Origin of the sequence: Roseibium sediminis, assembly GCF_008711325.1 — a bacterium.
GTDB lineage: Bacteria > Pseudomonadota > Alphaproteobacteria > Rhizobiales > Stappiaceae > Roseibium > Roseibium sediminis.
Genome location: NZ_VXDB01000001.1, coordinates 315,658 through 342,506, shown reverse-complemented (window position 1 = coordinate 342,506; position 26,849 = coordinate 315,658). Strand labels below are relative to the sequence as shown.

The window sequence follows — 26,849 nt, the reverse complement described above, 5'->3', positions numbered from 1 at the left end:
GATCTCAGCGCTGTGCGCGGTAGGCTCGTGCAGCCTCGCCAAAGGCCTTGAACAGCTTCTTGGATGGGCTATCCGTTGCCACCCAGAATTCCGGATGCCACTGGGTCGCCAGAACATATCCCGGCGCACCATCGACAGAGACGGCCTCGATTGTGCCGTCAGCTGCGCGCGCTTCGACCACCAGAGAAGATCCCAGTTCGCCGAGAGCCTGCCGGTGGAGCGAATTCACTTCAACCGGTTCGTTGCCGAGAACGTCGGCAAGTTTGCTGTCATCCTTGATTTCGATCGGATGGGCGATCTTGAACCGCTCATTCTGGTCTTCGGACACGGCGGCACGGTGATCCATGCGACCGTCCAGTTCCTGTATCTCCGTCAGCAATGATCCGCCGAATGCGACGTTCAGCTCCTGCATTCCCCGGCAAATCGCAAAGACCGGAATGCCGCGTGCAACGGCTCTGCGCAAAAGGGGGAGGGTCGTCGCATCCCGCTCGCGGTCATAAGGACCGTTCTCTTCGGTCGGAACCTCGCCATAGAGTTCCGGATAGACATTCGAACGTGACCCTGTCGCCAGCACGCCGTCCACACGGTCAAGGACATCATCCAGAGCGAGGTCGTCGCCCAGAGAGGGAAGGATGACCGGAATGGCGTCAGCACCTTTGAGGACCGCATTCAGGTAAGTGGACGGTGCTGCATGCCATTTGTAGCCGTCGACAGGTTTGACGTCCGAAGTGATCAGGATAAGCGGTTTCGACATGTGATGCCTTCACGGGGAGTTGAGAATTAGCCTTCCAGGAGCAGTCCGAGTTCCTGGGCGACCTTGTAGAGTTGGGCGGCGTTCTTGCAACCAACCTTTTCGCGCAAATTCAGCCGGTGGGATTCAACCGTACGTACGCTGATGCCGAGATTCTTGGCAACTTCCTTGTTCGGTTGTCCCTTGGCGATGGCCGCAAGGACCTGTTTTTCCCGGTCCGTCAGGCCATAAGGGTCATCAACCGGGGCACTCTTGGTGGCGCCAACGAGTGTCGGGCCCACCGCCGAGGAAAAGTAGTAGCCGCCATTTGCCACGCTGAGAATGGCGGTGATCATCTCCTTTGCGGAGATATCCTTGAGGATATAGCCCTTTGCTCCAGCCTGAACCACACCGCGCACATATTCCGGATTGTCGTAGATGGAGAGAATAAGCACGCGGGTTTGCGGATACTGGTTGCGGATGATGCTTGCGGCCTCCAGACCGTTCATCAGCGGCATGGAAACGTCCATGAGCACCACGCTCGGCTTCAGCGCAGCTACCAGTTCAAGCGCTTCCTTGCCGTTTGTCGCCTCGCCAATCACTTCCAGCGATTCGACACGTGAAAGGCGGGCGCGAATGCCGTCACGAACGAGTTCGTGGTCGTCTGCCAGAACCACCGTGATGGGAGAGGGGGCCACCGCCTCGATCTTGTTCACGCCTTTGCCTTCCTGCCGGGCCTGGTTAGTCCAGACTCGACTTTTTCGTCAGGGGGAGGGAAATGTCGATCCGTGTGCCACCGGTTGCGGGTCTCGAAAGACTGACATCCCCACCGTAAATTTCCATTCGCTCCCTGATGTTGCGGAAGCCGAGGCCGCCGGATTTCGGGATCGGATTTGGAAGGCCTATACCGTCATCCTCCACTTTCAACGTCAAGAGCTTTGGTGAAACCAGAAGTTCTATGTTGACGTTTTTCGCCTTCGAGTGTCGGGCGACATTGGTCAGGCATTCCTGCACTACCCGGTAAAGGGCCGTCTTCGCGCGGTCCGACAGGCGATTGTGGGCCCGGTCAGCGATGACCGACACGGCGATGCCGGACTGGGTCTGGAATTCCTTGCCAAGACTTTTCAGGGCGGATGCGAGACCCATGTCGTCCAGTACACTTGGCCTAAGGTCTCTCGATATACGCCTGATCTCGTTCAGGGCTTCGTCCAGAATATGCAGAGACTTCCCCGCCTGACCGTGAAGGGCTGGAAGCTCATGAGCCTCGCTCTCCATCATTTCCAGCCCGTAGCGTACGGAGACAAGAAGTTGCGATATGCCGTCGTGAAGCTCGGTCGAGACGCGCTTTCTCTCCTGCTCCTGAACCTCGAATACACGTGTGGTCAGTTCCTTCAGGCGGGTGTCCGCAAAGCGCTGTTCGGAGAACCTGATACTGGCAATCAGCGTGCCGGCAATGAGAATTGCGGCCAGTGTGATGACGAAGATGACGATTGTCGTCTCCCGGATGCTTGTCGCAAAGTCTTCCCGAATGGCCGATACCTCACGTGCAATGTCATCAAGGTAGAGCCCCGTGCCGAGCATCCAGCCCCACTTGTCGAGAAGGATTGCATATCCGAGTTTGTCTTCGACAAGGTCGGTAGACGGGCGATGCCAGACATATGGGTGAAATCCGCCCCCTGCCTGTGCCTTCTCGATCAGGTTGCGGATCACATAGTCGCCTTCCGGGTCCTGAAGATCCCACCACTTCTTGCCGACGAGATGGGCGAGCTTGGGATGTACGATATTCGTGCCGTCGAGCTGATAGACGAAGAAATAGCCATCTTCGCCAAAGGTCATGTTGTCGAGAATCTGGCGCACTTCTTCCTGTGCACTGGCCCGGCCGTTTGGTTCTTCATTGTAGGTCTGTTCGATCGAGGTCAGCGCAAGGCTGATGTAGTTCTGAATTTCCTGTTTCTTTGATGCCAGGATCCGCTTCTCGACAGCAGCGGTTTCAGAATCAATGAGGTCCAGAGCCTGAAAGTAGGTGGTGGTCCCGATCAGCACCGAAATCACGATCATCGGAAGGATTGTGACAAGGAGCAACTTTAGTTTTAGCGACACCCAACTACCCCTGTTTTGCGCGGTTTCAAAGCGGTTGCCATTGAAACTTACGCGAGCTTCTCAGTAGTAGTACCGAGATTTTACGCATAACCACGAATGGCGGACTCACACGTCATTCACCTAGACATACTGCCAGATCGGTGCAAATGTAGCGCTGGTTTGGATGGAAATCCTATATGGGAGGATAACCTTACATGGATCGTCGTTCGTTTATCAAAAAGGCTGGTCTTGGCGTAGGCGGTGCAGCCGCTGCAACCACTCTGGCAGCTCCGGCAATCGCGCAGTCCACGACTGACATGGTCATCGTGTCAACTTGGCCGCGTGACTTCCCGGGCCTCGGCATTTCCGCTCAGCGTGTTGCTGCGCGTATCGGTGAACTCACCGAAGGCCGTATTAATGTCCAGTACTTCGCAGCAGGCGAGCGCGTTGGCGCATTCGACTCCTTCGACGAAGTCGCATCCGGGAATGCTCAGGCCTATATCGGCGCTGATTACTACTGGAAGGGCAAGCACGCAGCCTGGAACTACTTCACGGCTGTTCCGTTCGGCCTGACCTATGCTGAAATCGACGCATGGATCAAGTTCGGTGGCGGTCAGGAGCTCTGGGACGAGCTGGCAGACGGCTTTGGCCTGCAGAACTTTGCCTGCGGCAACACCGGCGTCCAGATGGGCGGCTGGTTCAACAAGGAAATCGAAACCGCTGACGACCTCAAGGGTCTGAAGATGCGTATCCCGGGTCTTGGCGGCGACGTCATGGCAAAGCTGGGTGCGTCTCCGGTATCTCTGCCGGGCGGCCAGATCTACGAAAACCTTGTGTCCGGCGCAGTTGACGCAACCGAGTGGGTAGGTCCGTACAACGACTACTTCATGAAGTTCTACGAAGCTGCGAAGTACTACTACTATCCGGGCATGCACGAGCCGGGCTCCCAGCTCGCTCTCGGCATCAACAAGTCCTGGTTCAGCAAGCTGTCTGCAACCGATCAGGCAATCATCCAGGCTGCGTGTAACGAAGAAAACGCGCGTCAGATGGCTGAAACCAACGCCCAGAACGGTGTGTATCTCGACAAGCTCATCAACGAGCATGGCGTGGTTATCAAGAAGTTCAGCGATGAAGTCTACGACGCCTTCGGCGAAGCAGCTGAAGAAGTGTTCGAAGAAACCATTCAGCACTCTGACCTTGCTGCTCGTACGCACGAGAGCTTCGTCAAGGCCCGTTCGGAAATCGGACGCTGGATGCTTCTCGCCGACACCGGTTACACGCAGCAGCGTAACCGGGTTCTCGGCATTACCGTCTAATCCGGCCGGTAAAAACACAAATTGGGGGCAGGAATTTCCTGTCCCCTTTCCGTATACACATAACTTATAAGGGCACACTCGCCATGGCGACCATGAGCGGCGTTCAAAACGAAGTGTCTACAAGCGGGAACCTTCCGCAGGGAGCGCAAAAAAGCGCAGCACCAGTTCGCACCTTCGGGTGGATGGTTCTTGCCATCATGGCTGCGTTTTTGTTGAACAATTACCTGACCTATTGGCAAGACATGCCCGGCGTCGCGCCGTTGTTCGGCGGCGCTGCGAACGGAGCCCCCGCTCCTGCGCTGTCTGCAGTTCAGCTAGGTCTTTATGCAATCGGCATCATCCTTGCCGTGGTGTATGTCCAGAAAAGCAAGTCCATGACCTTGCGCGAGGACAGCAAGCGGATCAGCAACATCAACGCGTATCTCATCCGGGCGATGTTCTTCGCGGTGCTGATCGTCGGTTTGGTGGATACGGTGATCTCCTTCCTGCGCGTGGAAGACCTGCTGGTCGGCATCGTGGGTGAAGAGATGTCATCCAATATTGGTCGAAGCCATTATCGCGGTGCTTATATCCATATGCCGCTGATTGCCCTGTCCTTCGTCATTGCCGCGTTCACGCGAACGCTTGGCTTTACGTGGCTTGCCCTGCTGGTGGTGGTCGCCGAACTCCTGATCGTTGTCGGTCGTTTCATCCTGTCTTATGAACAGGCTTTCATGGCCGATCTCGTGCGCTTCTGGTACGCGGCCCTGTTCCTGTTCGCCAGTGCCTACACGTTGCTGGAAGAAGGGCATGTGCGGGTCGACGTCTTCTATGCAGGTCTGGCTCCCAAGACCCGAGGCTTGGTGAATGCTGCGGGCTCGTTGCTGCTGGGCATGACGCTCTGTGCCACCATTCTGGCGATCGGCATGGGCGGCAAGCAGAACATCATCAATGCCCCCATTCTGTCCTACGAGACGACACAGGCCGGCTTTGGCCTCTACGTCAAATACCTGATGGCAGGTTTCCTTGGTGTCTTCGCCGTTTCCATGATGATCCAGTTTGTCAGCTACTTTCTGGATGCCGTGGCGGACATGCGCGGAGAACCCGGCGGCCGGGATCATGATTCCCACGCCGTTCAATAGACAGATCGAGATCGCCTGACATGGAACTCTTCTTTCTTGCCCTTCTCGTTCTCCTGATGGCGTTTGCCTTGGGGTCGGGTTTTCCGGTGGCCTTCGCGCTGCCCGGTTCAGCAATCCTGACGATCGGCATTGCCGCGGCGACAGGATTTATTTTCTCCACGGGCCCTGATGCCTTCTTTGACACGGGCGGTGCCTATCAGTGGCTCAGCGCAGGTGTCACGAACTTCCGCGGCATCTACTGGGAGGCCGAACGCGATACGCTGATTGCCATTCCGCTGTTCGTCTTCATGGGCATCATGCTGCAGCGTTCGAAGATCGCGGAAGATCTTCTGGTCACCATGGCCCGTCTGTTTGGTCCGGTTCCCGGCGGTCTCGGCATCTCCGTTGTTTTCGTGGGCGCGCTTCTTGCCGCCACGACCGGTATCGTTGGTGCGACCGTGGTTGCCATGGGTCTGATCTCCCTGCCGGCCATGCTGCGGAACAACTACTCTGTTCCGCTGGCCACCGGCACGATTGCCGCGTCCGGCACGCTGGGCCAGATCATTCCGCCGTCTATTGTTCTGATCATTCTGGCCGACCAGCTCGCCAGTGCCGTCGATCAGGCCGGATCGCTTCGCCAGACCCTTTTCAAGGATTCCACCGGCGAACTGTCCATGCCGTCCGACTTTGCAGTGGTTTCGACCAGTGCCGGTGAAATGTTCCTCGGGGCATTCCTGCCGGGGCTGGTTCTCGTCGGCCTTTACATGCTCTTCATCTTGGGCTTTGCGCTGATCAACCCGAAGTCGGCTCCCGCCGTGCATGAGGAAGGCACTTTCACTCGCGAGTTTGCTGGCAAGGTGTTCATGACCCTTGTTCCGCCGCTTGCGCTGATCTTCCTTGTTCTGGGCTCGATCATTGCCGGTGTCGCAACCGTCAATCAGGCCGGTGCGATCGGCGCTGTCGGCGCTATGGTCATGGCCGGTTACCGTCTGAAGGAAGGTGAAAAGGGAGCCTATACGCCAGCAATTCTGGGCGTGATTGCGCTTCTCGGACTTGCTGTTGTCATCAGCTTCTTCGGAGCGGTGAACATCAAGCGCATCGAGACCAGCCAGGATGTCGTGGCTCTGGTTCTTGCCCTGATCTCCGTATCCCTGATCCTGATCGCGATCTTCTGGAGCGGATGGCGCACATTGAAGTTCGAGGACACGCTGCGCGGCGTGATGGTCGAAACGGCCAAGACCACGTCTCTGGTGTTCATCATTCTTCTGGGCGCGGCCATGCTGACCTCTGCTTTCCGCGCCTTTGGCGGCGAGCACCTGGTCAAGGAATTCCTTCAAGGTCTTCCGGGTGGTTTCTGGGCCCAGTTCCTCATCGTGATGCTGGTGATCTTCATCCTCGGCTTCTTCCTCGACTTCATCGAGATTGCCGTGGTTGTGGTGCCAATCGTTGCTCCGATCCTGCTTGCTGATCCGTCTGCAAACGTCACGGCTGTCTGGCTCGGCGTAATGATCGGCCTCAACATCCAGACGTCGTTCCTGACACCTCCGTTCGGCTTTGCGCTCTTCTACCTGCGCGGTGTTGCTCCGGCTGTCGTCAAGACGATCGACATGTACAAGGGTGTTGTTGCGTTCATCACCTTGCAGCTGATTGCGCTTGGCATCGTGGGTCTCTACCCGCAGCTGGTGAACTACCTGCCGAACCGTTCGTCGCTTCTGTCCGAAACGGCGCCGCCTCCGCAGAACCCGCGTCTGCAGTACTGCATGGAAAACCTGATTTATGCGGATTTCCAGAAGAACGGCGACACGATTCTGGCCGCCATCTCCAAGGCAGAAGCTCTGGACATGAGCTACTTGCCGAAGAGCTTGCAAAAGGATTTGGCAAAGGGTTTCGAAACGGCACGTGAAGCGATCCCGCAAATGACAGCAATCCGCGATGCGGAAGCGGCTGTCGAAGTTGCTGCTGTGGACTATCGTCCGTTCCACTCGCAGGTTCGTGCGCTGGAACGCGATGCGCGCCGGATTGATGCGCGGATTGCAGAGTTGCAGGTCATCGTCGACCGTGCAGGCCCGACCGGTATCTATACGCAGGAGCAGGGTGAACGCGCTGCCAATCGTATCAAGACACTGACCGGCGAACGCGATGCTCTTCTGGCCCAGATCCCAGCTGAATGGGAAGGGGTCCACAAGGAGTTCGCCGCAATCCAGAAGGCAGAAACCAATGCTCGCCGGTCCTATCGCCGGACAGTGGACGACGCCTATCAGCCTGTTCTGGAGGCGAAAGCCATCCTGAGGCATGCCGACACGCTCGCAGCAATCGAAAGCGAGATTGAGGTCCTCAGGGAGCAGATCCAGACCATGGAACCTGATGCTGCTGTGGAGGCAATTGCCGACATGCGTGGTCGGGTTGGCGAGATCGAGGGCACCAGCGATATCCGCAAGGGGCTGACCGAGGCACGCAAGATCATGCGTAGCCGTACGCCGGACCTTGCTGCAGCCACTGCCGAGATCGACAACACGATTGCCGAACTCAAGGCGGATCTTTCCTGGCGCCAGAAGGCGGCAAAAGAGCTGCTGCCGGAACTCGTGGCCTATGATCAGGTGATCAACCGCAACATCGGTCTACGTCAGCAGGACCGTCTGCCGGAAGACATGGCGCTTGATGTCGCCTCCTGTCTCTCCGATCACCGGGACATTTCGCTGAACTTCTGACACCAGCGAAACTTCGGAAAAAGAAACGGCGGGAAGATATCTTCCCGCCGTTTTTCGTTTGTGATGAAACACCGAAGGGCGCGATCAAATCCTCAGGCCCAGTCGACACCGACGGTGAACATGTAGCCCGCGCCATAGACCGTTCGGATGATTTCCGGATGATCCGGGCGGGAGAGCTTCTTGCGGATGCGAGAGATTCGAACATCGATGGATCGGTCGAGGCTGTCGTCCCGGCCTCCATGTTCCAGCAGATAGTCACGGGTCAGGACGCGCTTGGGCGCGCGCAGCAACGCTTCCAGCAGATGAGCTTCACCGGTCGACAGGAACATTTCCTCGCCTTGCGGTTCGGTCAGGCAGTGGGACTGGGGGCAGAAGCTCCAGCCGACAAAATGGGCTTTTTCCGAGGCGGATTTGGCAGCAACCGGTTCGCCGGTTCGCCTCAGTACGGTCCTGATCCGCGCGACGACTTCCCGAGGATCGAATGGTTTGACGACATAGTCGTCTGCACCGAGTTCCAGACCCATGACACGATCCGAAGCGTGGCTTCTGGCAGACAGGACAATGATCGGGACGGATGAAATCTTGCGGATTTCATTGATCAGATTCATGCCTTCCATGTCCGGAAGCCCGAGATCGATGATGCAGGCATCCGGCACTTTCTGTCTGAGAGCGGACAACATGTCGCCGGCGCGCGAAAAGGCGCGGGTATCCATTCCGAAGGGCGCCATTGTATCCACCAGAAGCGCACAGATATCCGGCTCGTCATCAACGATGTAAGTCATCGTTCTTGCGATCTGGCCGGGTGGCGGAACAGGTGGGCTTGGGTCAATCCGGGTCATCGAACCATGATTTCCTTCAAGGTGTGCGCAAGGCTTTCACTTTCGAACGGCTTTGACAAGACCGGGAATTCACAGCGGTCGGCGTTTTCGTCCTGGGGCGACCAGTTTGCATATCCCGTCATCAGCACAATGCCGATCTGTGGTCGCGCCGATCTGATTTCCCGGGCAAGGGCCAGCCCGTTGATTTGCCCGGGCATGACGATGTCGCTCAGGACGCCGCGCACTTCCTGCAGTTCCATTGCAAGGTTCCGTGCATCGTTTGCATCTTCGGCAACGATTACACTATAGCCGAGGTCCTGCACCTGTCCGGCGATGACGGCGGCGACATCCGGATTGTCCTCCACCAGCAGCACCAACTCACCGCGGCCGCGCGGAAGATCCTCTCCCTCGTCTGCGCCTTCAGCCGCCAAGGACGGTGCCTTGCCAGGGCTGGTTTCGAGCGGCAGGTAGATGAGGATATCGGTCCCCGCACCCCGTTTTGAACGGATGTCGATATTGCCGTTGGATTGGCGGACAAAGCCATAGACCATGGAAAGTCCGAGGCCGCTTCCCGTTCCAAACGCCTTGGTGGTGAAGAAGGGCTCAAAGGCTTTCAGCCGGATATCCTCTTCCATGCCCTCGCCGGTGTCAGACACACGGATCAGCGCATACCTGCCGTCCTCCACACCGAGATTGCGCGCCTGCCTGCCTTCAACACGGACATCTTCAAGACCAATGGTCAGGACGCCGCCGGTCGGCATGGCATCGCGGGAATTGAACGCGAGATTGACCAGAGCCGTTTCAAGCTGGGTGGGATCAATGCGGGCAAACAGCGGCTTTGTGTTGTCGCACAGAAATTCGAGGGTGACCGATCCGGGAAGCGACCCCGTGAGGAGCGTTCCCACATTCGTAATGACATCGGTGAGGCAAACGAGCTGCGGGTCGACTGCCTGCCCACGACTGAAGGCGAGAAGCCGTTGGGTCAGGTCAGAGCCTCGTTGGGCGGCGGCCAACATGGGCTCAAGGTGCTTTTTCAGCTCGTCGGAACTGACCGGACCTGCCTTCCTGCGCAGGGTCAGCATGTTGCCCATTAGGATGGTCAGAAGATTGTTGAAGTCATGGGCAAGCCCGCCGCTCAGTTTGCCAACCGCATCCATGCGCTGTGTGTGGAGCAGGCTTTCCTCGTTGAGCTTTTCCTCGGTTGCATCAAGAGACAGGACGAAGGCGCCAAGCGTTCTTCCATCTACAGTCATGTCTGGAATGAGTGTCGAGCGCATATGGGCCTTGGTGCCATCCGCCCGAACCCGCTGATAGTCATAGGATACGAGGTTGCCTTGCAGAGCATGCGCGATCTTGGGACCAATTTCGGCAAAGAGATCGGACCCGACGACGTCTTCCCCCTTCATGCCGACGATCGACGCGGGCGATTGGCCAAACCATTCCGCATAACGTCGGTTGGCGAAACGAAAGACGGGACCCGGCGCGATGTAGGCGATGAGTGCGGGGATATTGTCCGTCACCAGCCGCAGCCAGTCTTCCGACTGGCGAAGGGCGCGGGTTCGCTCCTCAACGGTCTTTTCGAGCGTTTCCTGGCGACGCCTTTCCTCTGTCACATCGGTGTAAGTGGTGACGAAACCGCCTTGCGGCAGGGGGGTGCCGTTGATGGCGATGATCTGGCCATTTGGCCGGACCCGTTCAAGGTAATGAGGCTCGAACAATCGGGCGCGCTCCACGCGCCTCTGGATCTTGCCTTCGATATCACCCCAGCCATATTCGCCGCGCTCGGCATTCACCCGGAGAAATTCGGCAAGATGAGTGCCGCGCCTTGCAAGGGATTCGGGAAAGTCGAGCATCTCCCAAAGGCCCCGGTTCCATGCAACCAGTTCCAGATTCGCATCAAAGACGGAGAATCCCTGACTAAGGTGATCAAGGGCAGCCTGCATCAGGTCGAGTTGCGATTTCAGATGCTCGTTTTCGTTCATGGCCGGAGCCTAGCCCGAAGATTGTTTTCTGACCAGATGCCTTTGAAACTTAAACGATTTATCTGCGCGACACATTTCGTAACAATTGCATCATATTGGCGCAACGTGGCCGCAATAGCGTTTTTGCCAAGGTCAGACAGCCTCCTCTATCGGAACGAAAGTTGTTCTTGCGGTGAGGGTGGGAGGGTTGTTTCATGGCTCGTATAAGTTGACCCCGGAAAACGGGGCACGCATCTGGGAGGATGGAACGCTATGGCAGGGTTGGCCGACGCCGCTCAGCGCGGTGGGGACACCTTTCCGAAGATCCTGCTGCATAATGCGCTGGTCTTCGGAGACAGGACAGCGGTTCGCGAAAAGGACTTCGGGATCTGGCAGAGCTGGACCTGGTCCGAGGTTCTGGACGAAATCCGCAAATTCTCTCTGGGCCTGCAGAAACTTGGGCTTCAGCCGGGGGACAAGGTTGCCGTCGTGGGCTCCAACCGACCGCGCCTCTACTGGTCCATGGTGGCAGCGCAGGCAATCGGTGCCGTACCGGTTCCCGTGTATGCAGATTCAGTAGCGGAGGAGATGATCTACGTTCTCTCCCACGCTGAAGCCCGCTTTGCCGTCGTGGAAGATCAGGAGCAAGTCGACAAGCTCCTCTCCATGGATACTGCCGAGGTGAAGCTGGCGCATGTCATCTATGATGAGCCGCGGGGCCTCAGGGATTACGACCATACCCGTCTTCACGGCTTTGAAGATGTGCAGAAGCTCGGTGCGGACATTATCGCTTCCGACCCCTCGAGCCTTGAACGCTGGGAGCAGGGCATTGCCACGGGCAAGGGCAGTGATCTTGCCGTGATGCTTTACACATCCGGGACCACCGGGCGCCCCAAGGGGGTGATGCTGTCCTTTGACAATCTGGTCATCTCGGCACGCAACGCCAACAAGTTCGACAGCCTCGACGAGACCGACGAGATCATTGCGTATCTGCCGCTTGCCTGGGTTGGGGATCATGTGTTCTCGCTTGCCCAGGCCTATACGGCGGGTTTCTGCGTCAATTGCCCGGAAAGCCTGGAAACGATCGACGTGGATCGTCTGGAGATTGCGCCGAGCTATTTCTTTGCGCCGCCGCGTGTCTTTGAAACCATGCTGACGAATATCATGGTGCGCATGGAGGATGCCGGGCCGTTCAAGCGCAAGATGTTCGACTATTTCATGGGCGTTGCGCGCCGGGCGGGCGAGAAGATCCTCAATGGTGAACCGGTTTCCGCAACGGATCGTCTGCTCTATGCGATTGGCGATTTCTGCGTCTACGGCCCATTGAAAAACCGGATGGGCCTTACGCGGTTGAAGGTGGGGTACACGGCTGGTGAAGCCATTGGTCCGGAAATCTTCCAGTTCTTCCGCTCGCTGGGCCTGAACCTAAAGCAGCTCTATGGCCAGACGGAAGCCAGTGTTTACATCACGCTGCAGCCGGACGGCGAAATCTTCGGCGACACGGTTGGCAAACCTGCTCCGGATGTCGAGTTGAAGATCGCCGAAAATGGCGAAGTGCTCTATCGCTCGCCGGGTGTCTTTATCGGCTACTTCAAGAATGACGAGGCAACCCGCACGACCAAGACCGAAGAGGGCTGGGTCCATACGGGGGATGCGGGCATCATCGCCGACAACGGGCACCTTAAGATCATTGACCGGGCCAAGGATGTCGGCAAGCTGAATGACGGCTCGCTGTTCGCGCCGAAATATATCGAGAACAAGCTGAAGTTCTTCCCCAATATCAAGGAAGCCGTGGCCTTTGGTCACGAGCGGGACATGGTCGGGGTGTTTATCAACATCGATCTGACCGCCGTCGGGTCCTGGGCGGAGCGGAACAACGTCAACTACGCTTCCTATCAGGAGCTCGCCGCTCATCCGGATGTCTATGCCATGATCGAGGGCCATGTTGATCAGGTGAACCGCGACCTTGCCGGTGAACCGATGATGGCCGGGGCGCAGGTGCATCGCTTCTTGATCCTCCACAAGGAGCTGGACGCTGATGACGGCGAGCTGACCCGGACCCAGAAGGTGCGCCGAAACTTCATCGCGGAACGCTATGAGCCGCTGATCGAGGCGCTCTACGACGGTTCAACCTCCAAGCACATCCGGACCGAAGTCACCTTCGAGGATGGCCGAAAGGGCGCCATCGAGGCGACTGTCGAAATCCGCAACATGACGCCGCATGCTGCCGCGACCGACCTGCAGGAGGCCGCCGAATGAACGCCATCGTTACCAACAACGACATGACGGCAACCGCACCTGTGACAGAACGGGAAGTGCTGCTGAAGGTCGACAATGTGTCGCTGTCCTTCGGCGGCGTGAAGGCGATCACCGACATCTCCCTCGATATCCAGAAAGGCGAAATCCGGGCAATCATCGGGCCGAACGGGGCAGGCAAGACGTCGATGCTGAATGTCATCAACGGCTTCTACCATCCTCAGGAAGGCACCATCACCTGGCGGGGTGAAGTGCGCCGGAAGATGAAGCCCTATGAGGCGGCAACACAGGGCATCGCGCGAACCTTCCAGAACGTTGCCCTGTTCAAGGGCATGACGACGCTGGACAACATCATGTCCGGTCGATCTCTGAAAATGAACAAGAACTTCTTCTGGCAGATGCTGTGGCGTGGCCCGGCCGAGCAGGAAGAGATCGAACATCGCCGCAAGGTTGAGGACATCATCGACTTTCTGGAGATTCAGGCAATCCGCAAGACGCCGGTGGGGCGGCTTCCTTACGGCTTGCAGAAGCGCGTGGAACTTGGCCGTGCGCTGGCCATGGAACCAGAGCTGCTTCTTCTGGACGAGCCGATGGCGGGCATGAACCTTGAAGAAAAAGAGGACATGAGCCGCTTCATTCTCGACGTGAATCAGGAATTCGGCACGACAATCGCGCTCATCGAACATGACATGGGCGTTGTGATGGACCTGTCGGACCGCGTTGTGGTGCTCGATTACGGCAAGAAGATTGCCGATGGACCTCCCGAAGAGGTGCAGGCCAGCCAGGCCGTTATCGACGCGTATCTCGGCGTGAGCCACTAGGGGAAGGGGACCATCCATGCTGTATGACATTTTCATTGATCCCTTCGTCCAGATGTACCAGATGCCTGACTTCTTTCTGCAGGTCCTCTGGGAAGGGTTCGTGGCCGGAATTCTCTATGCGCTGATCGCGCTCGGGTTCGTGCTGATCTTCAAGGCTTCCGGGGTATTCAACTTCGCCCAAGGCATCATGGTCGTGTTCGCCGGCCTGACACTTGTGGGGCTGTACGAGAACGGGGTGCCCGCCTTCGTGGCGCTGGCACTTACCATCGTGGTGATGGGCATTTTGGCCTACGGGATTGAGCGGGTGGTGATGCGCCCGCTGGTAAACCAGCCGGATATCATCCTTCTGATGGCAACCATCGGCCTGACCTATTTCCTGATCGGGTTCGGAGAGTTCATCTTCGGCGGCGAGCCGAAGCGCATGATCGCCGAAGAACTCTGGCTGCCGACCGGGTCTACCGCAATCGAGATGGGCGAACGTGGACTGATCATCCTGCAGCATATCGACATTGCAGCTGCCGTGATTGCGATCATCATGGTGACGGCGCTCGGTATCTTCTTCAACAAGACACGTATCGGCCGCGCGCTTCGCGCTGTTGCTGATGACCATCAGGCAGCGCTCTCCGTGGGCATCTCGCTCAACCAGATCTGGGCGATCGTTTGGTTCGCTGCCGGTCTTGTGGCTCTGGCAACCGGCATCATGTGGGGCGCGCGATCAGATGTGTCCTTCGCACTTGAGATCGTGGCCTTCAAGGCGCTCCCGGTTCTGATCCTTGGCGGGTTCACCTCCATCCCCGGTGCGATTATCGGCGGCCTGATCATCGGGTTCGGCGAAAAGATCGGTGAACTCTATTGGGGTGGTCTTGTCGGTGGCGGCATCGAATCCTGGCTCGCCTACATTATCGCGCTCATCTTCCTGCTGTTCCGGCCGCAAGGTCTCTTCGGCGAAAAAATCATCGAACGGGTGTAAGTCGACATGTTTTATCGTGAAGCCGGACAATTCAAGACAAGCTACAAGGCTGATCAGGCGCTGTTTCCGATCCTGCAGGACAAGGTCGGCATGGCGGTTATTCTGGCGGTTGCCTTTGTCCTCATTCCCCTGACTGCGAACGACTTCTTCCTGACGTCGATCATGATCCCGTTCCTGGTGTTCTCGCTGGCGGCAATCGGGTTGAATGTGCTCACCGGGTATTGCGGTCAGCTCTCGCTCGGAACCGGGGCTTTCATGGGTGTTGGCGCCTATGCTGCCTACAAGCTGACCACCATCTTCCCGGACGTGAATGTTGTGTTTCTCGTGCTCGCGTCAGGGATCTTCTCGGCGCTTGTGGGGGCAATCTTTGGCCTGCCGAGCCTGCGTATCAAGGGGCTCTATCTTGCCGTGACCACGCTGGCCGCGCAGTTCTTTCTGGAGTGGTGCTTCATTCGTATTCCGTGGCTCTACAACTACAACGCCTCCGGTGCGATCGAGGTTCCCACACGCGAAATGTTTGGCGTGATCGTGTCCGGCGCTGAGGCCACCCCGATTGCCCGCTACTTTGTGGTTCTGTCCGTTGTCGTCTTCATTGCCTTTCTGGTTGCCAACGTCCTGCGTGGCCGGATCGGGCGCTCCTGGATGATGATCCGTGACATGGACATTGCTGCCGAGTTGATGGGTATTCGGCCACTGCAGACCAAACTCATGGCCTTTGCCGTCTCGTCTTACATCTGCGGCGTGGCCGGTGCGATGATGGTGTTCTTCTGGCTGAATGCTGCGGAGCCATCATCCTATTCCATCAACCTGTCGTTCCAGATCCTCTTCATGGTGATCCTTGGCGGTCTCGGCAGCCTCGGCGGAGCCTTCATGGGGGCTGCCTTCATCTGGATCCTGCCCGTGTTCCTGAAGTTTATTCCGGGTACGATCGGGCTCGAGGTCGGCGCGGAGACCGTTCAACACCTGACGTTCATGATCGTTGGTGCCCTGATCATCTTCTTCCTGATCGTGGAACCACATGGATTTGCAAGACTTTGGCAGATTGCCAAGCAGAAGCTTCGGGTCTGGCCGTTCCCCTACTGACGGGCGGACCTTGGTATGTCATCCGGACGACGGGCCCCGTCCGGGGAGGAATGGCCAGCCGGGCCCGGCGGTTTCTCGGCTTGTTAGAACCGCAAGGGAGGAAATGCATGAAACACTTCAAGAACTTCGCGCTCGGCTCGGCTGTTGCGCTTGGTGTTGCTCTGGGTGGTGTCGTTCCCCAGGCAGCTCAGGCAGAAGACGCCAACTATGTGCCGCTGCTGACCTATCGCACTGGTCCTTACGCCGGTTCCGGTATTCATATCGCAAACGGCATGGCTGACTATCTGGCGATGCTCAACGAGCGCGACGGAGGCATTGGCGGCGTCAAGCTGACAATCGAGGAATGTGAAACCGGCTATGACGCGCAAAAAGGCGTCGAGTGCTACGAGGCGACCAAGGGCAAGAACGCTCTTGTCTATAACCCGTACTCAACCGGCATCACGCTTCAGTTGATCCCGAAAGCTTCTGTCGACAAGATCCCGGTTCTGTCCATGGGCTATGGCCTGTCGGCAGCCGCCGTTGGTGGCACATTCCCGTGGGTGTTCAACGTGCCGGACACTTACTGGGACGGCGCGTCGGTCGTGATCAAGTATATCGGCGAGCAGGAAGGCGGACTTGAGAACCTGAAGGGCAAGAAGATCGGCTACATCTTCCTTGATGCCGGTTATGGCCGCGAGCCGATCCCGCTTCTTGAGCAGCTGGCCAGCAAATACGGTTTTGAACTCCTGCAATACCCGGTTCCGGGCAAGGAAATGCAGAACCAGTCCTCGCAGTGGCTGAATGTGCGCCGTGACCGTCCGGATTACATGGTGATGTGGGGCTGGGGTGCGATGAACCCGACGGCGATCAAGGAAGCCGTGAAGATCCGCTATCCGATGGACAAGTTCATTGGTGTGTGGTGGTCCGCTGGCGAGGATGATGCAGCTGCGGGTGGCGCTCAGGCCAAAGGCTACAAGGCTCTGAACTTCTCCGGCGTCGGCATGGATTTCCAGGCTCTGCAGGACATCAAGAAGTACGTGGTTGATGCCGGCAAGTCGCCGACAGACCCGGAAAGCATGGGCGGGACGCTCTATAACCGCGGTGTTCTGAACTCGGTCATCATTGCCGAAGGTATCCGTGCTGCGCAGGAAAAGACCGGCAAGAAGGTTCTGACCGGCGAAGACATGCGCATGGGCCTTGAGTCCCTCAATCTGGATGAAGCGCGCCTTGCAGAACTCGGCCTCGGCGGTTTCGCTCATCCGATGAAGGTCACCTGCGAAGACCATGCAGGCAGCCATCCGGTGTTCATTCAGGAGTGGGACGGCGAGAAATTCGTCAAGGTCACAGACTGGATCGAGCCGATGAAGGATGTGGTTCGTCCGCTTCTGGAAGAAGCTGCCAAGGACTATGCGGAGAAGAATGCTCCGTGGCCGGCACGCACGGAAGCTTGCCCGAACTGATGTCTCTTTCCCCCGCCGCTACCTGCGGCGGGGGAATCTGGAAGTTTTTTAGTGGAGCAATGCAGGTTCATGTCGACGCTCGAACTTGACCGTCCCGGTGATGCAGGCGCAAAGGCAGCCAGCCAGGACCCGATCTTGTCGGTAAACAACATCGAGGTGATCTATGATCATGTGATCCTCGTGTTGAAGGGTGTGTCCCTGACCGTCCCTCGCGGTGGTATCGTGGCGTTGCTCGGCGCAAACGGGGCAGGCAAGACGACGACCCTGAAAGCGATCTCCAATCTGCTGGGTGCCGAGCGCGGCGAAGTTACCAAGGGCAAGATCGTCTTTGAGAAGGAGGAAGTGCAGGCGCTTTCTCCGAACGACCTTGTGCGGCGGGGCTGCATTCAGGTGATGGAAGGCCGTCATTGCTTTGGCCACCTGACCATTGAGGAAAACCTTCTCACCGGCGCCTATACCCGCAGGGATGGAGCGGCTGCGGTCAAAGCTGACCTCGAGATGGTCTACAATTATTTCCCGCGTTTGCGGGAGCGCCGCCAAAGTCAGGCGGGCTACACATCCGGCGGCGAGCAGCAGATGTGCGCCATTGGCCGCGCGCTGATGAGCCGTCCGAAGATGATCCTGCTTGATGAGCCGTCCATGGGGCTGGCTCCGCAGCTGGTTGAAGAGATTTTCGAAATCGTGAAACAGCTGAACGACAAGGAGGGTGTGTCCTTCCTTCTGGCAGAACAGAACACCAATGTGGCGCTGCGCTATGCCACCTACGGGTACATTCTGGAATCTGGCCGTATCGTTCTTGATGGTGATGCCAAGGCTCTTCGCGAGAATGAGGACGTCAAGGAATTCTATCTGGGAGTCGGGGGAGAGGGCCGCCGTTCGTTCCGGAATGTGAAGCACTACAAACGCAGAAAACGCTGGCTTGCCTGATGCAGATGATCAGCAGGTAGAACACGGGCGGAGACAACAATGAGCGACATGTTTGACGCGCGCGAACGGCAAGACAGTGCCGAGCGCGAACAGGATCTCTTTGGCCGTTTGCCGGACTTCATCCGGCACGCGGTAGACAAGGCTCCGGGCTGGCAACAGCATCTGAACGGCTTTGAGCCCGGCAGTGTCACGTCACGTGGCGAGTTGTCTCGTCTGCCGGTATTGCGCAAGTCAGACCTCATGGCAAAGCAGAAGGAAGCTCCTCCTTTTGGCGGCTTTCTGGCTGGAACCCTTGAAGGTGTGGAGCGCGTTTTCATGTCGCCGGGGCCCATCTGGGAGCCGCAGGCCGTTGGAGATGATCCGTGGAATGGCGCACGGGCCCTTCATGCTGCGGGGTTCCGAAAGGGTGACATTGTCCTCAATGCGTTTTCCTATCACCTCACTCCGGGTGGTTTCATTCTCGATAGCGGCGCGCGGGCCCTTGGTTGCTCGGTTTTCCCGGCAGGGATCGGGAATACGGACATGCAGGTGGAAGCGATCGAGGTTTTCAAACCGTCCGGCTATGTGGGCACTCCGGATTACTTGAAGGTGCTTCTGGATCGCGGCGTTGAAGCGGGGCGGGATGTGTCATCCATCAAGCGGGCGCTGGTCTCCGGCGGGGCCCTGTTTCCCTCCCTTCGGCAGGAATACGCCGACAGGGGAGTGGCCGTTGCCCAGTGCTACGCCACAGCTGATCTTGGCGTGATTGCCTATGAAAGCGAAGCCCAAGACGGGATGATCGTCAACGAAGATTACATCGTGGAAATTGTCAGGCCGGGAACAAATGACCCGGTTCCCGACGGTGAGGTCGGCGAGCTTGTCGTGACCTGTTTCAACAGGACCTATCCGCTGATCCGCTTTGGCACCGGTGATCTTTCCAAGGTTGTTGCAGGCACATCGGCTTGCGGGCGAACCAATATGCGTCTTGCCGGCTGGATGGGACGGGCGGATCAACGCACCAAGGTCAAGGGCATGTTTGTTGACCCCGTCCAGATCGCGGAATTGCAAAAGGCACATCCGCAGATCGGCAAGGCCCGGCTGACGGTCAAGCGGGCAGGCGAAAGTGATGCGATGGTACTTGCGGCGGAATGCGCCTCTCTTGATGAGGCCCTCAAGGCAGCGGTTGGCCAGAGCCTTCGCGATATCACCCGCCTGAAAGGGGACATCGAACTGGTTCCGGTCGGCAGTCTTCCCAATGATGGCAAGGTCATTTCGGACGAGAGGGATTACGGCTGATGTGATCCAGAGGTGAATTGTCACGTATTGGTGAGAGCGGGTTGGCGAACTGCGCCGTCTCCCCTATTAGATAACCAAGAAACCAATAGCCGTGGACACCTGATGACCATCCAGCCAACTTCGCCGATTTCTGCAGATCTAGAGCAGGAAATGAGGACTGTAAAACTTCCGGCCGACCATCCGAAGGTCAAGACCGGGAAGGTTGGGGTGCTTCTTGTCAATCTGGGAACTCCCGATGCAACGTCCTATTGGCCGATGCGTCGGTATTTGCAGCAGTTCCTCACAGACAAGCGCGTGATCGAATGGCCGAAGGCCCTGTGGTATCCGATCCTCTATGGCATTGTTCTCATGACCCGTCCGGGCAAGTCCGGCAAGGCCTATGAGGAAATCTGGAACCACGAGAAGAACGAGTCGCCGCTGCGGACCATCACGCGCAACCAGTCCGACAAGCTGACGGAGATGCTTGGCGAGCAGGACGGACGCCTACATGTCGACTGGGCCATGCGCTATGGCCAGCCATCCATTCCTGACAGGTTGCAGGCGCTGAAGGACAAGGGCTGTGATCGGCTTCTGATCTTCCCGCTCTATCCGCAATATTCTGCTTCCACAACGGCAACGGTTGTCGACGAGGTTTGCCGGACGCTCATGGACATGCGCTGGCAACCGGCCATCCGGACGGTGCCGCCTTATCATGATGATCCGGTCTATGTGACCGCGCTTGCCAAGTCCGTGGAACAGCATCTTGAGGGGTTGGACTTTGAGCCGGATCTGATCCTGACTTCCTATCACGGCATCCCGCAGTCCTATTTCAAGCGCGGTGATCCCTATCACTGCCATTGCCACAAGACCACGCGTTTGATGAGTGAGGTCATGGGCGAAACCGGAAAGAAGCTGAAACTGACCTTCCAGTCCCGCTTCGGTCCCGAAGAATGGCTTCAGCCTTACACCGACAAGACGGTGGAGCAGCTTGCCAAGGACGGTGTGAAGAACATTGCCGTCATGAATCCGGGTTTTGTGTCTGACTGCCTCGAAACTCTTGAAGAAATCGCCGGCGAGGCCGGGGAAATCTTCGAGGAAAATGGCGGTGAGCATTTCACCCACATTCCATGTCTCAATGACAGCGAACTCGGCATGGAAGTTATTGAGCACATCGTGCGCAAGGAACTTTCCGGCTGGCTTTAGGCTGTGTGGACGATCAGGCGGCGTGTTTCTCCGGGAAATCCAAACAGCTTAAGGTAAATTCAGGTGCAAGGCGAATGCCTCAGCGTTAGCCTTGCCTGTTAAAAGTTCTGTCCCAGACTGGATATCGACATTTTTCCGAAGCATACTCCGCCGCAAATCGTTTGTTGAATTGCGACGGAGTTTATGATGCCCGGAAATTTGCTGGGGTTTGATATTTTCATTATCGGCCTTTTGGTTCTCGTCGTTCTTGTCATCTTCTCAGGCGTCAAGACGGTTCCCCAAGGCTATAACTACACGATTGAACGTTTTGGACGTTATCGGCGGACCCTTACCCCGGGTCTCAATCTCATCGTGCCGTTTGTTGACAAGGTGGGCAGCAAACTGAACATGATGGAACAGGTTCTCGATGTTCCCTCCCAAGAAGTCATCACGCGCGATAACGCGACCATCACAGCTGATGGGGTGACCTTCTATCAGGTGCTGGACGCTGCCCGCGCAGCTTACGAAGTTCTCGGACTTGAAAACGCAATCCTGAACCTCACCATGACCAACATCCGTTCCGTGATGGGGTCCATGGATCTTGATGAGCTGCTTTCAAACCGTGATGAAATCAATGCTCGCCTCCTGAAGGTTGTCGACGCTGCGGCAGAGCCGTGGGGTGTCAAGATGACCCGCATCGAGATCAAGGACATCAACCCGCCGCGGGATCTCGTGGATGCAATGGGTCGCCAGATGAAGGCCGAGCGCGAGAAGCGCGCTGCCATTCTGGAAGCCGAGGGCAAGCGCCAGTCCGAAATTCTCAAGGCGGAAGGCGAAAAGCAGTCCCTGATCCTTGAAGCCGAGGGCCGTAAGGAATCGGCTTTCCGTGATGCGGAGGCACGCGAGCGCTCCGCCGAGGCCGAAGCCAAGGCGACCCAGATGGTCAGTGACGCCATCGCTGCAGGAAACATTCAGGCTATCAACTACTTCGTGGCCAGCAAGTATGTCGAGGCCTTCAAGGAACTGGCAAATTCGCGCAACCAGAAGACCCTGATCTTGCCGATGGAGGCCTCTTCCCTGCTTGGCTCGCTGAGCGGTATTGGCGAGATTGCAAAGGAGGCATTTGGCAAGGATGCCGAAGCTCCACGCACCTCTTCGGGCCGGGTTCCGGTCACGTCGCGCACTGACGGTGGAGACAACGCATGATCATGCGTCTGATTGAGGAGCTGGGGCCCTGGAACTGGTGGATCCTGGGTCTCGTGCTTCTCGGGCTTGAAATCCTGGTGCCAAGCACGTTTTTCCTGTGGTTCGCGATTTCCGCGGTCCTGGTCGGAACGCTGGCCTTCTTCACGGATTTCGGTTGGCAGGCCAATTTGGCGATCTTCATGGTCCTGTCCCTTGCCAGTCTGCTGGTGGGGCGCAAGTTCATGGCCGGTCAAGACACGACATCCGGTGATCCAAACCTCAATGTTCGCGGTAGCCGTTATGTGGGCCGTCAGTTTGTTCTTGCAGACCCGATCGAACATGGGGATGGGCGGTTGTCGATTGATGACACAATCTGGCGTTTGACCGGACCGGACCTCCCGGCCGGAACGCAGGTGAAAATCACCAGTGTTCAGGGGGCAAAGCTGGTTGTCGAAGCGGCGAATGTCGACTGACCGGACCTGACAGCCTCGGATGAAAAGCAAAACGCCCGTGTCAGATTTGTCTGACGCGGGCGTTTTTGGATTTGCTTATGGCTTGTGATCCGGCGGAACAGGTGGAGCTTCTGCCTTCAGCAGGATTTCCACACGGCGGTTAGAGGCCAGATACGGATCGTTTGGAAAGAGCGGTTCGGTGTCCGACTTTCCGATCACTGCGTAAAATTGGTCGGCAGGCATGCCATATTCTGCAAGGATTTGTCGCGCAACGTTTGCGCGCTCAGATGATAGGTCCCATCCCGAATAAGACGGGTCGACAGTTCGCCCGCCTGCCGTCGTATGGCCGGTGATTTCCACCCGATTTGGCATTTGTGCGAGCACGGGGGCCATCTTTGCCAGAAGGCGGCGTGTTGTCTCGTACGGATATTTGGAGCCTTCGCGGAACATCGAACGACCATCCTGATCGACAAGCATGATGTTCAGCCCCTCTTCGCTTTCTTCCAGGATGATGTTGTTGGAAATCTCGTTGATCTCCGGCATCTCCTGCCAAGCTTGGCGCAGGGAAGCAGCTGCTGTTGCGAACTGGCGCGGGCGCTCGATATCCGCTTCCATGGTTTCATGGGTATTGGCTTCAGGGCCCTGCTTGCGCTTGCGGTCGTGACTTTCTTCGGAAAAATCGGAATCAAGGTCCTGTTCGACTTGGCTGATGTCCTTCATGTAGTCGCGGATTGGAATGCCTTGGACTTCAATCACACCGACTTTTCGTGAACTGTCGGTCACCCCAAATGCGTCCTTCATGGAGCCAGCGACGACCTGCATTTTCTGCTTGTCCTGAATGGAAAAGGAGATGATCAGAACGAAGAAACACACGAGCAGGGACATGAGGTCGGCGAATGTCACCAGCCATTCCGGAGCGCCGCCGCCGCCTTGGGGTTTCTTTTTTGCCACCTCAGATGCCTCTTATGCTGCTATGCCGCTTCGGCAAACTCTGCCCGGGCTTTTTCCGGCAGGTATGCGATCAGCATTTCCTTGATCAAGGCAGGGCTTTTCGATTCGCGGATCTGCAATACACCGTCAATGATCAGGGTCTGACTCAGCTCGTCGGAGTCAAATTTGGCGTCGAGCTTGTCCACCAACGGAAGACAGACCACGTTGGAGATAAGCGCACCATACAGGGTCGTAAGAAGCGCGATCGCCATGGACGGGCCAATTGCGGACGGGTCGTCCATGTTTGCAAGCATCTGCACCAGACCGACGAGCGTCCCGATCATGCCGAATGCCGGAGCAGAATCCCCGAGCGCCTTCATGACCCGCTTGCCTTCGGAGAGGCGCGTCAGGTTGAGGTCGCGTTCGCGTTCCATTGAATCTTTGATGAAGTCCAGTTCATAGCCGTCGGCGATGTACTGGACGCCTTTTGCCAGAGTGGGATCGGAAATATCGACATTCTCCAGACCCAGCGGACCGGACTTGCGGACGATCTCTCCAAGATTGGTGATTTCCTCAATGAGATCTCGCGGCGACGGGCCCTTGCCGGCAAAGGCGACCTTGAAACCCGTAATGAACGCTGTCGCAATGTCATTAAGCTGGAAGCGGATCAGGGTGGCAGCCAAGCCGCCCCCGAACACGATCAGCACGGATGGAATGTCAACAAACTGATTGAAGCTCCCGCCCATGACGATAGCTGCTGCGACAATGCCGAACGCGCCTACGATACCAATTAGGGTCGCGAGATCCATCAAACACACCGAATTGAGGGGCACAGAGCCCGTTACTCATCTGTGTGCAATTTAAGTAGAACTAGGCTAATCAAATCCTAATCGATGGCCAGAAACTCGATTAATTCCAATCTTTAGCGCGCTTTTTTTTACGCGGCCCCGATCCGGAGCAGGTCGTGCAGGTGCACGATGCCAACCGGCTTGCCATTTTCGACAACGAAGGCCGAAGTGATTGCAGCGCTGTTGAGCAACTCGAGGATTGATGCCGCCATCATGTCCGGATGAACTGTTTTCGGGTTCTTGGTCATGATTTTCGAGGCCGGGGCATCCAGGAAGTCGGTGCTGATATGGCGCCGAAGATCGCCATCGGTGATGATGCCGACGAGTTCTCCCATAGGGCCTTGCACACCAAGGACGCCAAAACCCTTTTGGGTCATGAGGACGATGCCTTCACGCATGAGCGTCGACATGCCCACCAGAGGGAGGGAAGCCTCCTTGTGCATGATGTCACGAGCGGTCGAAAGACTTGCGCCCAGCTTGCCGCCGGGGTGGAATACACGAAAGTCCTGAGCGGAGAAGCCCCGGCTTTCCAGAAGGGCAACACAAAGTGCATCACCCAGAGCCAGCTGGACCAACGCCGATGTGGTCGGTGCCAGGCCATGCGGGCAGGCCTCGGTAACCTTGGGCAGGCAGAGCACGATGTCCGCCGCGCGGCCAAGTGTGCTGTCACTTTGAGATGTAAGAGCGATCAAGGGGACTTTGAAACGGCGCGTATAGGCGACGATGCCAGCCAGTTCCTGCGTTTCGCCCGACCACGAAAGAGCGATGACCACATCGTTCTCTGTAATCATTCCCAGATCGCCATGGCTGGCTTCGCTGGCATGGACAAAGAAGGCGGGTGTCCCGGTGGACGCCATGCTCGCGGCCAGTTTGGTTCCGATATGGCCGCTCTTGCCAATGCCGGAAACAACCACGCGGCCCTTGCTTTCCTTAATCAGCCGTACGGTCGCTGCAAAGGGTTTCGCGAGACCGTTCTTTAATGCGGCGCGCAGGGCGCTCAAGCCCGCAATTTCGGTTTCCAGGGTTCGTTCTGCGGAGACGAGGCTTCTCGCGTCCATGTCATCAAATCCCGTATCGTTGTTGGTGTTGGAGGACTGAGCCATGTACGCGCCTTGTTATGATTTCGCGAATTGATCTGAGACCCATAAGGTAGTCTTTGGTTAGCCGCAAGATCCGCGACCCAGAAGTTAATAAATGGCAGAATACGTTATTTCTTTTTCGCCATTTGCAACGGTTGGAAACCAACCATTAACTATAGTTTGGGAGATATTAAGGCACCAAGAACCCTTTACATTGCCCACTTCAGGACCGGAATGCCGAGCTTTCCCAAATATTTCCTTGCTTTCTGGCTCGGCCTTGGCGCTTTGGCACAAGCGCAAGATGCGGGATTGGATCTGCGTGGGGCCGTGATTGAAAATGATGTTGATCCGGTTCTGGATGATCCGGCACCTCAACAAGCGGATGGGCGTGCGGGCCAGACATCCGTTCTCGGGCGGTCAAACACGGCAACAGCAGAGCGCGGGTCAACGGGGCTGAGGCTTGGAAACCGGGCAACGGCAGCTCGTCCTTTTTCCGACCGTCTAACAGCAGTGTCCCGAAATGGCGGCAATGGAACACTCATTGATCAGGGCGTCTATGCGGGCGACACCACATTTGATGCTCCGCGAGGGTTGAGGGTCGGAACCTTCACCATTGTTCCCGAACTCACGATCACCGGTGGTTGGACAGACAATCAGTCCAGGTCCGCAAATGGCGAATCCGGGCAGCTTTACCGGATCTCGCCAAACATAACTGCGACGTCCGACTGGTCGCGGCACCAGTTGGACTTTGCCTTGCGCGGTACATTTGTCGGTTATCCGGATTCGTCTGACAATGACGACACCAACGCGACCGCCTCTGCCCGTCTTCGTCTGGATGTTTCCACCCGAACCTCGGTGACAGCGGGACTTGCCTATTCCTATTCGCAGGAAGACAGCTCAAGCGCGGAAAGTGCCAACGGGACCGATGATGTTCATTCTGTTTCGCTTGATCTGGGAGCAACGCGCGATGCCGGTCTTGTGTCAGTGACCGCAAATGCCGGTGTCAATCGCAGCATCTACACGGCGGATGACAATGGCGGGGTGTCAAACTCCAGTTCGCGGGACAACACGCTCTATTCAGCCGGGCTGCGTTTGAATGGCAACACGGGAAGTGTGCTAACCCCGTTTGTCGAGGGTTCCTTCCTTTGGCGGCGGTTCGACAAGACGTGCAGTGATTCGATTTGCGAAGATCGAAACTCGAAGGGCTATGCGCTGCGTGGCGGTGTTGCGATCGCGTCCGGTCCAAAACTCAATGGTGAAATCGGTGCCGGTTACCGGATTGAGGATCTTGATGACAAGCGGCTCGATGATATCGCCGGGTTGACCGTCGACGGATCTCTTGTTTGGTCTCCCAGCCGTCTGACAACCGTCACCGCAGGTCTTGCAACCTCGTTTGACACGACCGATATCGACGGGGCGAGTGGCTCCATCCTCTATTCCGGTGACCTTCGAATAGCGCATGGTTTCAGCGATCGTCTGTCAGGTGAGCTGGGTCTCGGATACCAGATGCGCGACTATCAGGGTGCCAACATTGAAGAGCGGACCTTGACCGGGCAGGCGGGCTTGACCTACGCGCTCTCGCGCAATGTCGCGCTTACAACACAATATACGCATAGAAGATTCGACAGCAGCAATAACGCCAGCGACTACACGGAAAACACTATCGAGGCTGGTGTTCGCTTCAGACATTAAGCCTTTGGTTACCCTTTTA

At 57.2% G+C, this 26,849-nt stretch carries 22 protein-coding genes; 14 read left to right on the top strand and 8 right to left on the bottom strand.

The window, feature by feature from the left end; genetic code table 11:
- Positions 1-4 precede the first annotated feature (4 nt).
- From F0155_RS01535 to F0155_RS01525, 3 genes are read right to left on the bottom strand one after another with little or no spacing between them, the layout of a single operon-like run.
- Positions 5-754, bottom strand: a complete 750-nt coding sequence (locus F0155_RS01535) for a gamma-glutamyl-gamma-aminobutyrate hydrolase family protein (RefSeq protein ID WP_150522704.1) — start codon at positions 752-754, stop codon at positions 5-7.
- A 26-nt stretch (positions 755-780) separates the two neighbouring features.
- Complete coding sequence (locus F0155_RS01530) at positions 781-1,446, bottom strand: response regulator transcription factor (RefSeq protein WP_208999076.1); 666 nt, start codon at positions 1,444-1,446, stop codon at positions 781-783.
- Positions 1,447-1,471: 25 nt separating this feature from the next.
- Positions 1,472-2,830, bottom strand: a complete 1,359-nt coding sequence (locus F0155_RS01525) for a cache domain-containing protein (protein WP_150522703.1) — start codon at positions 2,828-2,830, stop codon at positions 1,472-1,474.
- A gap of 194 nt (positions 2,831-3,024) precedes the next feature.
- On the opposite strand from F0155_RS01525, the gene F0155_RS01520 reads away from it, so the two are divergent.
- The 3 genes from F0155_RS01520 to F0155_RS01510 all read left to right on the top strand — a co-directional run bounded on the left by F0155_RS01520 (position 3,025) and on the right by F0155_RS01510 (position 7,933).
- Positions 3,025-4,125, top strand: coding sequence for a TRAP transporter substrate-binding protein (locus F0155_RS01520; RefSeq protein WP_150522702.1), 1,101 nt, complete (start codon positions 3,025-3,027; stop codon positions 4,123-4,125).
- A gap of 83 nt (positions 4,126-4,208) precedes the next feature.
- Positions 4,209-5,246 (top strand): TRAP transporter small permease subunit, encoded by a 1,038-nt coding sequence (locus F0155_RS01515; RefSeq protein WP_204934370.1) that lies wholly within the window; start codon positions 4,209-4,211, stop codon positions 5,244-5,246.
- A gap of 20 nt (positions 5,247-5,266) precedes the next feature.
- Positions 5,267-7,933 carry a TRAP transporter large permease subunit gene (locus F0155_RS01510; RefSeq protein WP_150522701.1) on the top strand — a complete coding sequence of 889 codons (2,667 nt, stop codon included), beginning with the start codon at positions 5,267-5,269 and terminating at the stop codon, positions 7,931-7,933.
- Positions 7,934-8,025: 92 nt separating this feature from the next.
- Here F0155_RS01510 and F0155_RS01505 read toward each other — a convergent pair whose 3' ends face one another.
- Entirely contained in the window at positions 8,026-8,772 is a 747-nt protein-coding gene (locus F0155_RS01505) for a response regulator transcription factor (RefSeq protein WP_150522700.1), read from the bottom strand.
- Positions 8,769-10,733: a PAS-domain containing protein gene (locus F0155_RS01500; protein WP_150522699.1), complete on the bottom strand. Its 1,965-nt coding sequence runs from the start codon at positions 10,731-10,733 to the stop codon at positions 8,769-8,771. The genes F0155_RS01505 and F0155_RS01500 overlap by 4 nt, the downstream gene beginning before the upstream one ends.
- 252 nt (positions 10,734-10,985) lie before the next feature.
- Here F0155_RS01500 and F0155_RS01495 point away from each other — a divergent pair, with 252 nt between their 5' ends.
- The 10 genes from F0155_RS01495 (at position 10,986) to F0155_RS01450 (ending at position 22,302) form a co-directional block, all read left to right on the top strand.
- Entirely contained in the window at positions 10,986-12,971 is a 1,986-nt protein-coding gene (locus tag F0155_RS01495) for an AMP-binding protein (protein ID WP_150522698.1), read from the top strand.
- Entirely contained in the window at positions 12,968-13,789 is an 822-nt protein-coding gene (locus F0155_RS01490) for an ABC transporter ATP-binding protein (protein WP_150522697.1), read from the top strand. The genes F0155_RS01495 and F0155_RS01490 overlap by 4 nt, the downstream gene beginning before the upstream one ends.
- Positions 13,790-13,805: 16 nt before the next feature.
- Positions 13,806-14,759: a branched-chain amino acid ABC transporter permease gene (locus F0155_RS01485; RefSeq protein WP_150522696.1), complete on the top strand. Its 954-nt coding sequence runs from the start codon at positions 13,806-13,808 to the stop codon at positions 14,757-14,759.
- A 6-nt stretch (positions 14,760-14,765) separates the two neighbouring features.
- The gene (locus tag F0155_RS01480; RefSeq protein ID WP_150522695.1) at positions 14,766-15,842 is read left to right on the top strand and encodes a branched-chain amino acid ABC transporter permease; all 1,077 of its coding nucleotides are present in this window, start codon (positions 14,766-14,768) and stop codon (positions 15,840-15,842) included.
- 107 nt (positions 15,843-15,949) lie between these two features.
- Positions 15,950-17,281, top strand: a complete 1,332-nt coding sequence (locus tag F0155_RS01475) for an ABC transporter substrate-binding protein (RefSeq protein WP_150522694.1) — start codon at positions 15,950-15,952, stop codon at positions 17,279-17,281.
- A gap of 69 nt (positions 17,282-17,350) precedes the next feature.
- The gene (locus F0155_RS01470) at positions 17,351-18,208 is read left to right on the top strand and encodes an ABC transporter ATP-binding protein (RefSeq protein ID WP_150522693.1); all 858 of its coding nucleotides are present in this window, start codon (positions 17,351-17,353) and stop codon (positions 18,206-18,208) included.
- Between the two features lie 39 nt (positions 18,209-18,247).
- Complete coding sequence (locus tag F0155_RS01465) at positions 18,248-19,483, top strand: phenylacetate--CoA ligase family protein (RefSeq protein ID WP_150522692.1); 1,236 nt, start codon at positions 18,248-18,250, stop codon at positions 19,481-19,483.
- A gap of 150 nt (positions 19,484-19,633) precedes the next feature.
- A complete protein-coding gene (gene hemH / locus F0155_RS01460; protein WP_208999088.1) occupies positions 19,634-20,665 on the top strand; it encodes a ferrochelatase in 1,032 nt (343 codons plus the stop codon).
- 198 nt (positions 20,666-20,863) lie between these two features.
- On the top strand, positions 20,864-21,850 hold the full coding sequence (locus F0155_RS01455) for an SPFH domain-containing protein (protein WP_192913734.1): 987 nt from the start codon (positions 20,864-20,866) through the stop codon (positions 21,848-21,850).
- Positions 21,847-22,302, top strand: coding sequence for an NfeD family protein (locus F0155_RS01450; RefSeq protein WP_150522689.1), 456 nt, complete (start codon positions 21,847-21,849; stop codon positions 22,300-22,302). Before F0155_RS01455 ends, F0155_RS01450 begins: the two co-directional genes overlap by 4 nt.
- Positions 22,303-22,377: 75 nt before the next feature.
- On the opposite strand, the gene F0155_RS01445 is transcribed toward F0155_RS01450, so the two are convergent.
- From F0155_RS01445 to F0155_RS01435, 3 genes are all read right to left on the bottom strand, one after another.
- A complete protein-coding gene (locus F0155_RS01445) occupies positions 22,378-23,232 on the bottom strand; it encodes an OmpA/MotB family protein (RefSeq protein WP_150522688.1) in 855 nt (284 codons plus the stop codon).
- A gap of 20 nt (positions 23,233-23,252) precedes the next feature.
- Positions 23,253-24,020, bottom strand: coding sequence for a motility protein A (locus F0155_RS01440; RefSeq protein ID WP_150522687.1), 768 nt, complete (start codon positions 24,018-24,020; stop codon positions 23,253-23,255).
- A gap of 128 nt (positions 24,021-24,148) precedes the next feature.
- The gene (locus tag F0155_RS01435) at positions 24,149-25,162 is read right to left on the bottom strand and encodes a KpsF/GutQ family sugar-phosphate isomerase (protein WP_150522686.1); all 1,014 of its coding nucleotides are present in this window, start codon (positions 25,160-25,162) and stop codon (positions 24,149-24,151) included.
- Between the two features lie 210 nt (positions 25,163-25,372).
- On the opposite strand from F0155_RS01435, the gene F0155_RS01430 reads away from it, so the two are divergent.
- Complete coding sequence (locus F0155_RS01430; RefSeq protein ID WP_150522684.1) at positions 25,373-26,830, top strand: outer membrane beta-barrel protein; 1,458 nt, start codon at positions 25,373-25,375, stop codon at positions 26,828-26,830.
- Positions 26,831-26,849 lie beyond the last annotated feature (19 nt).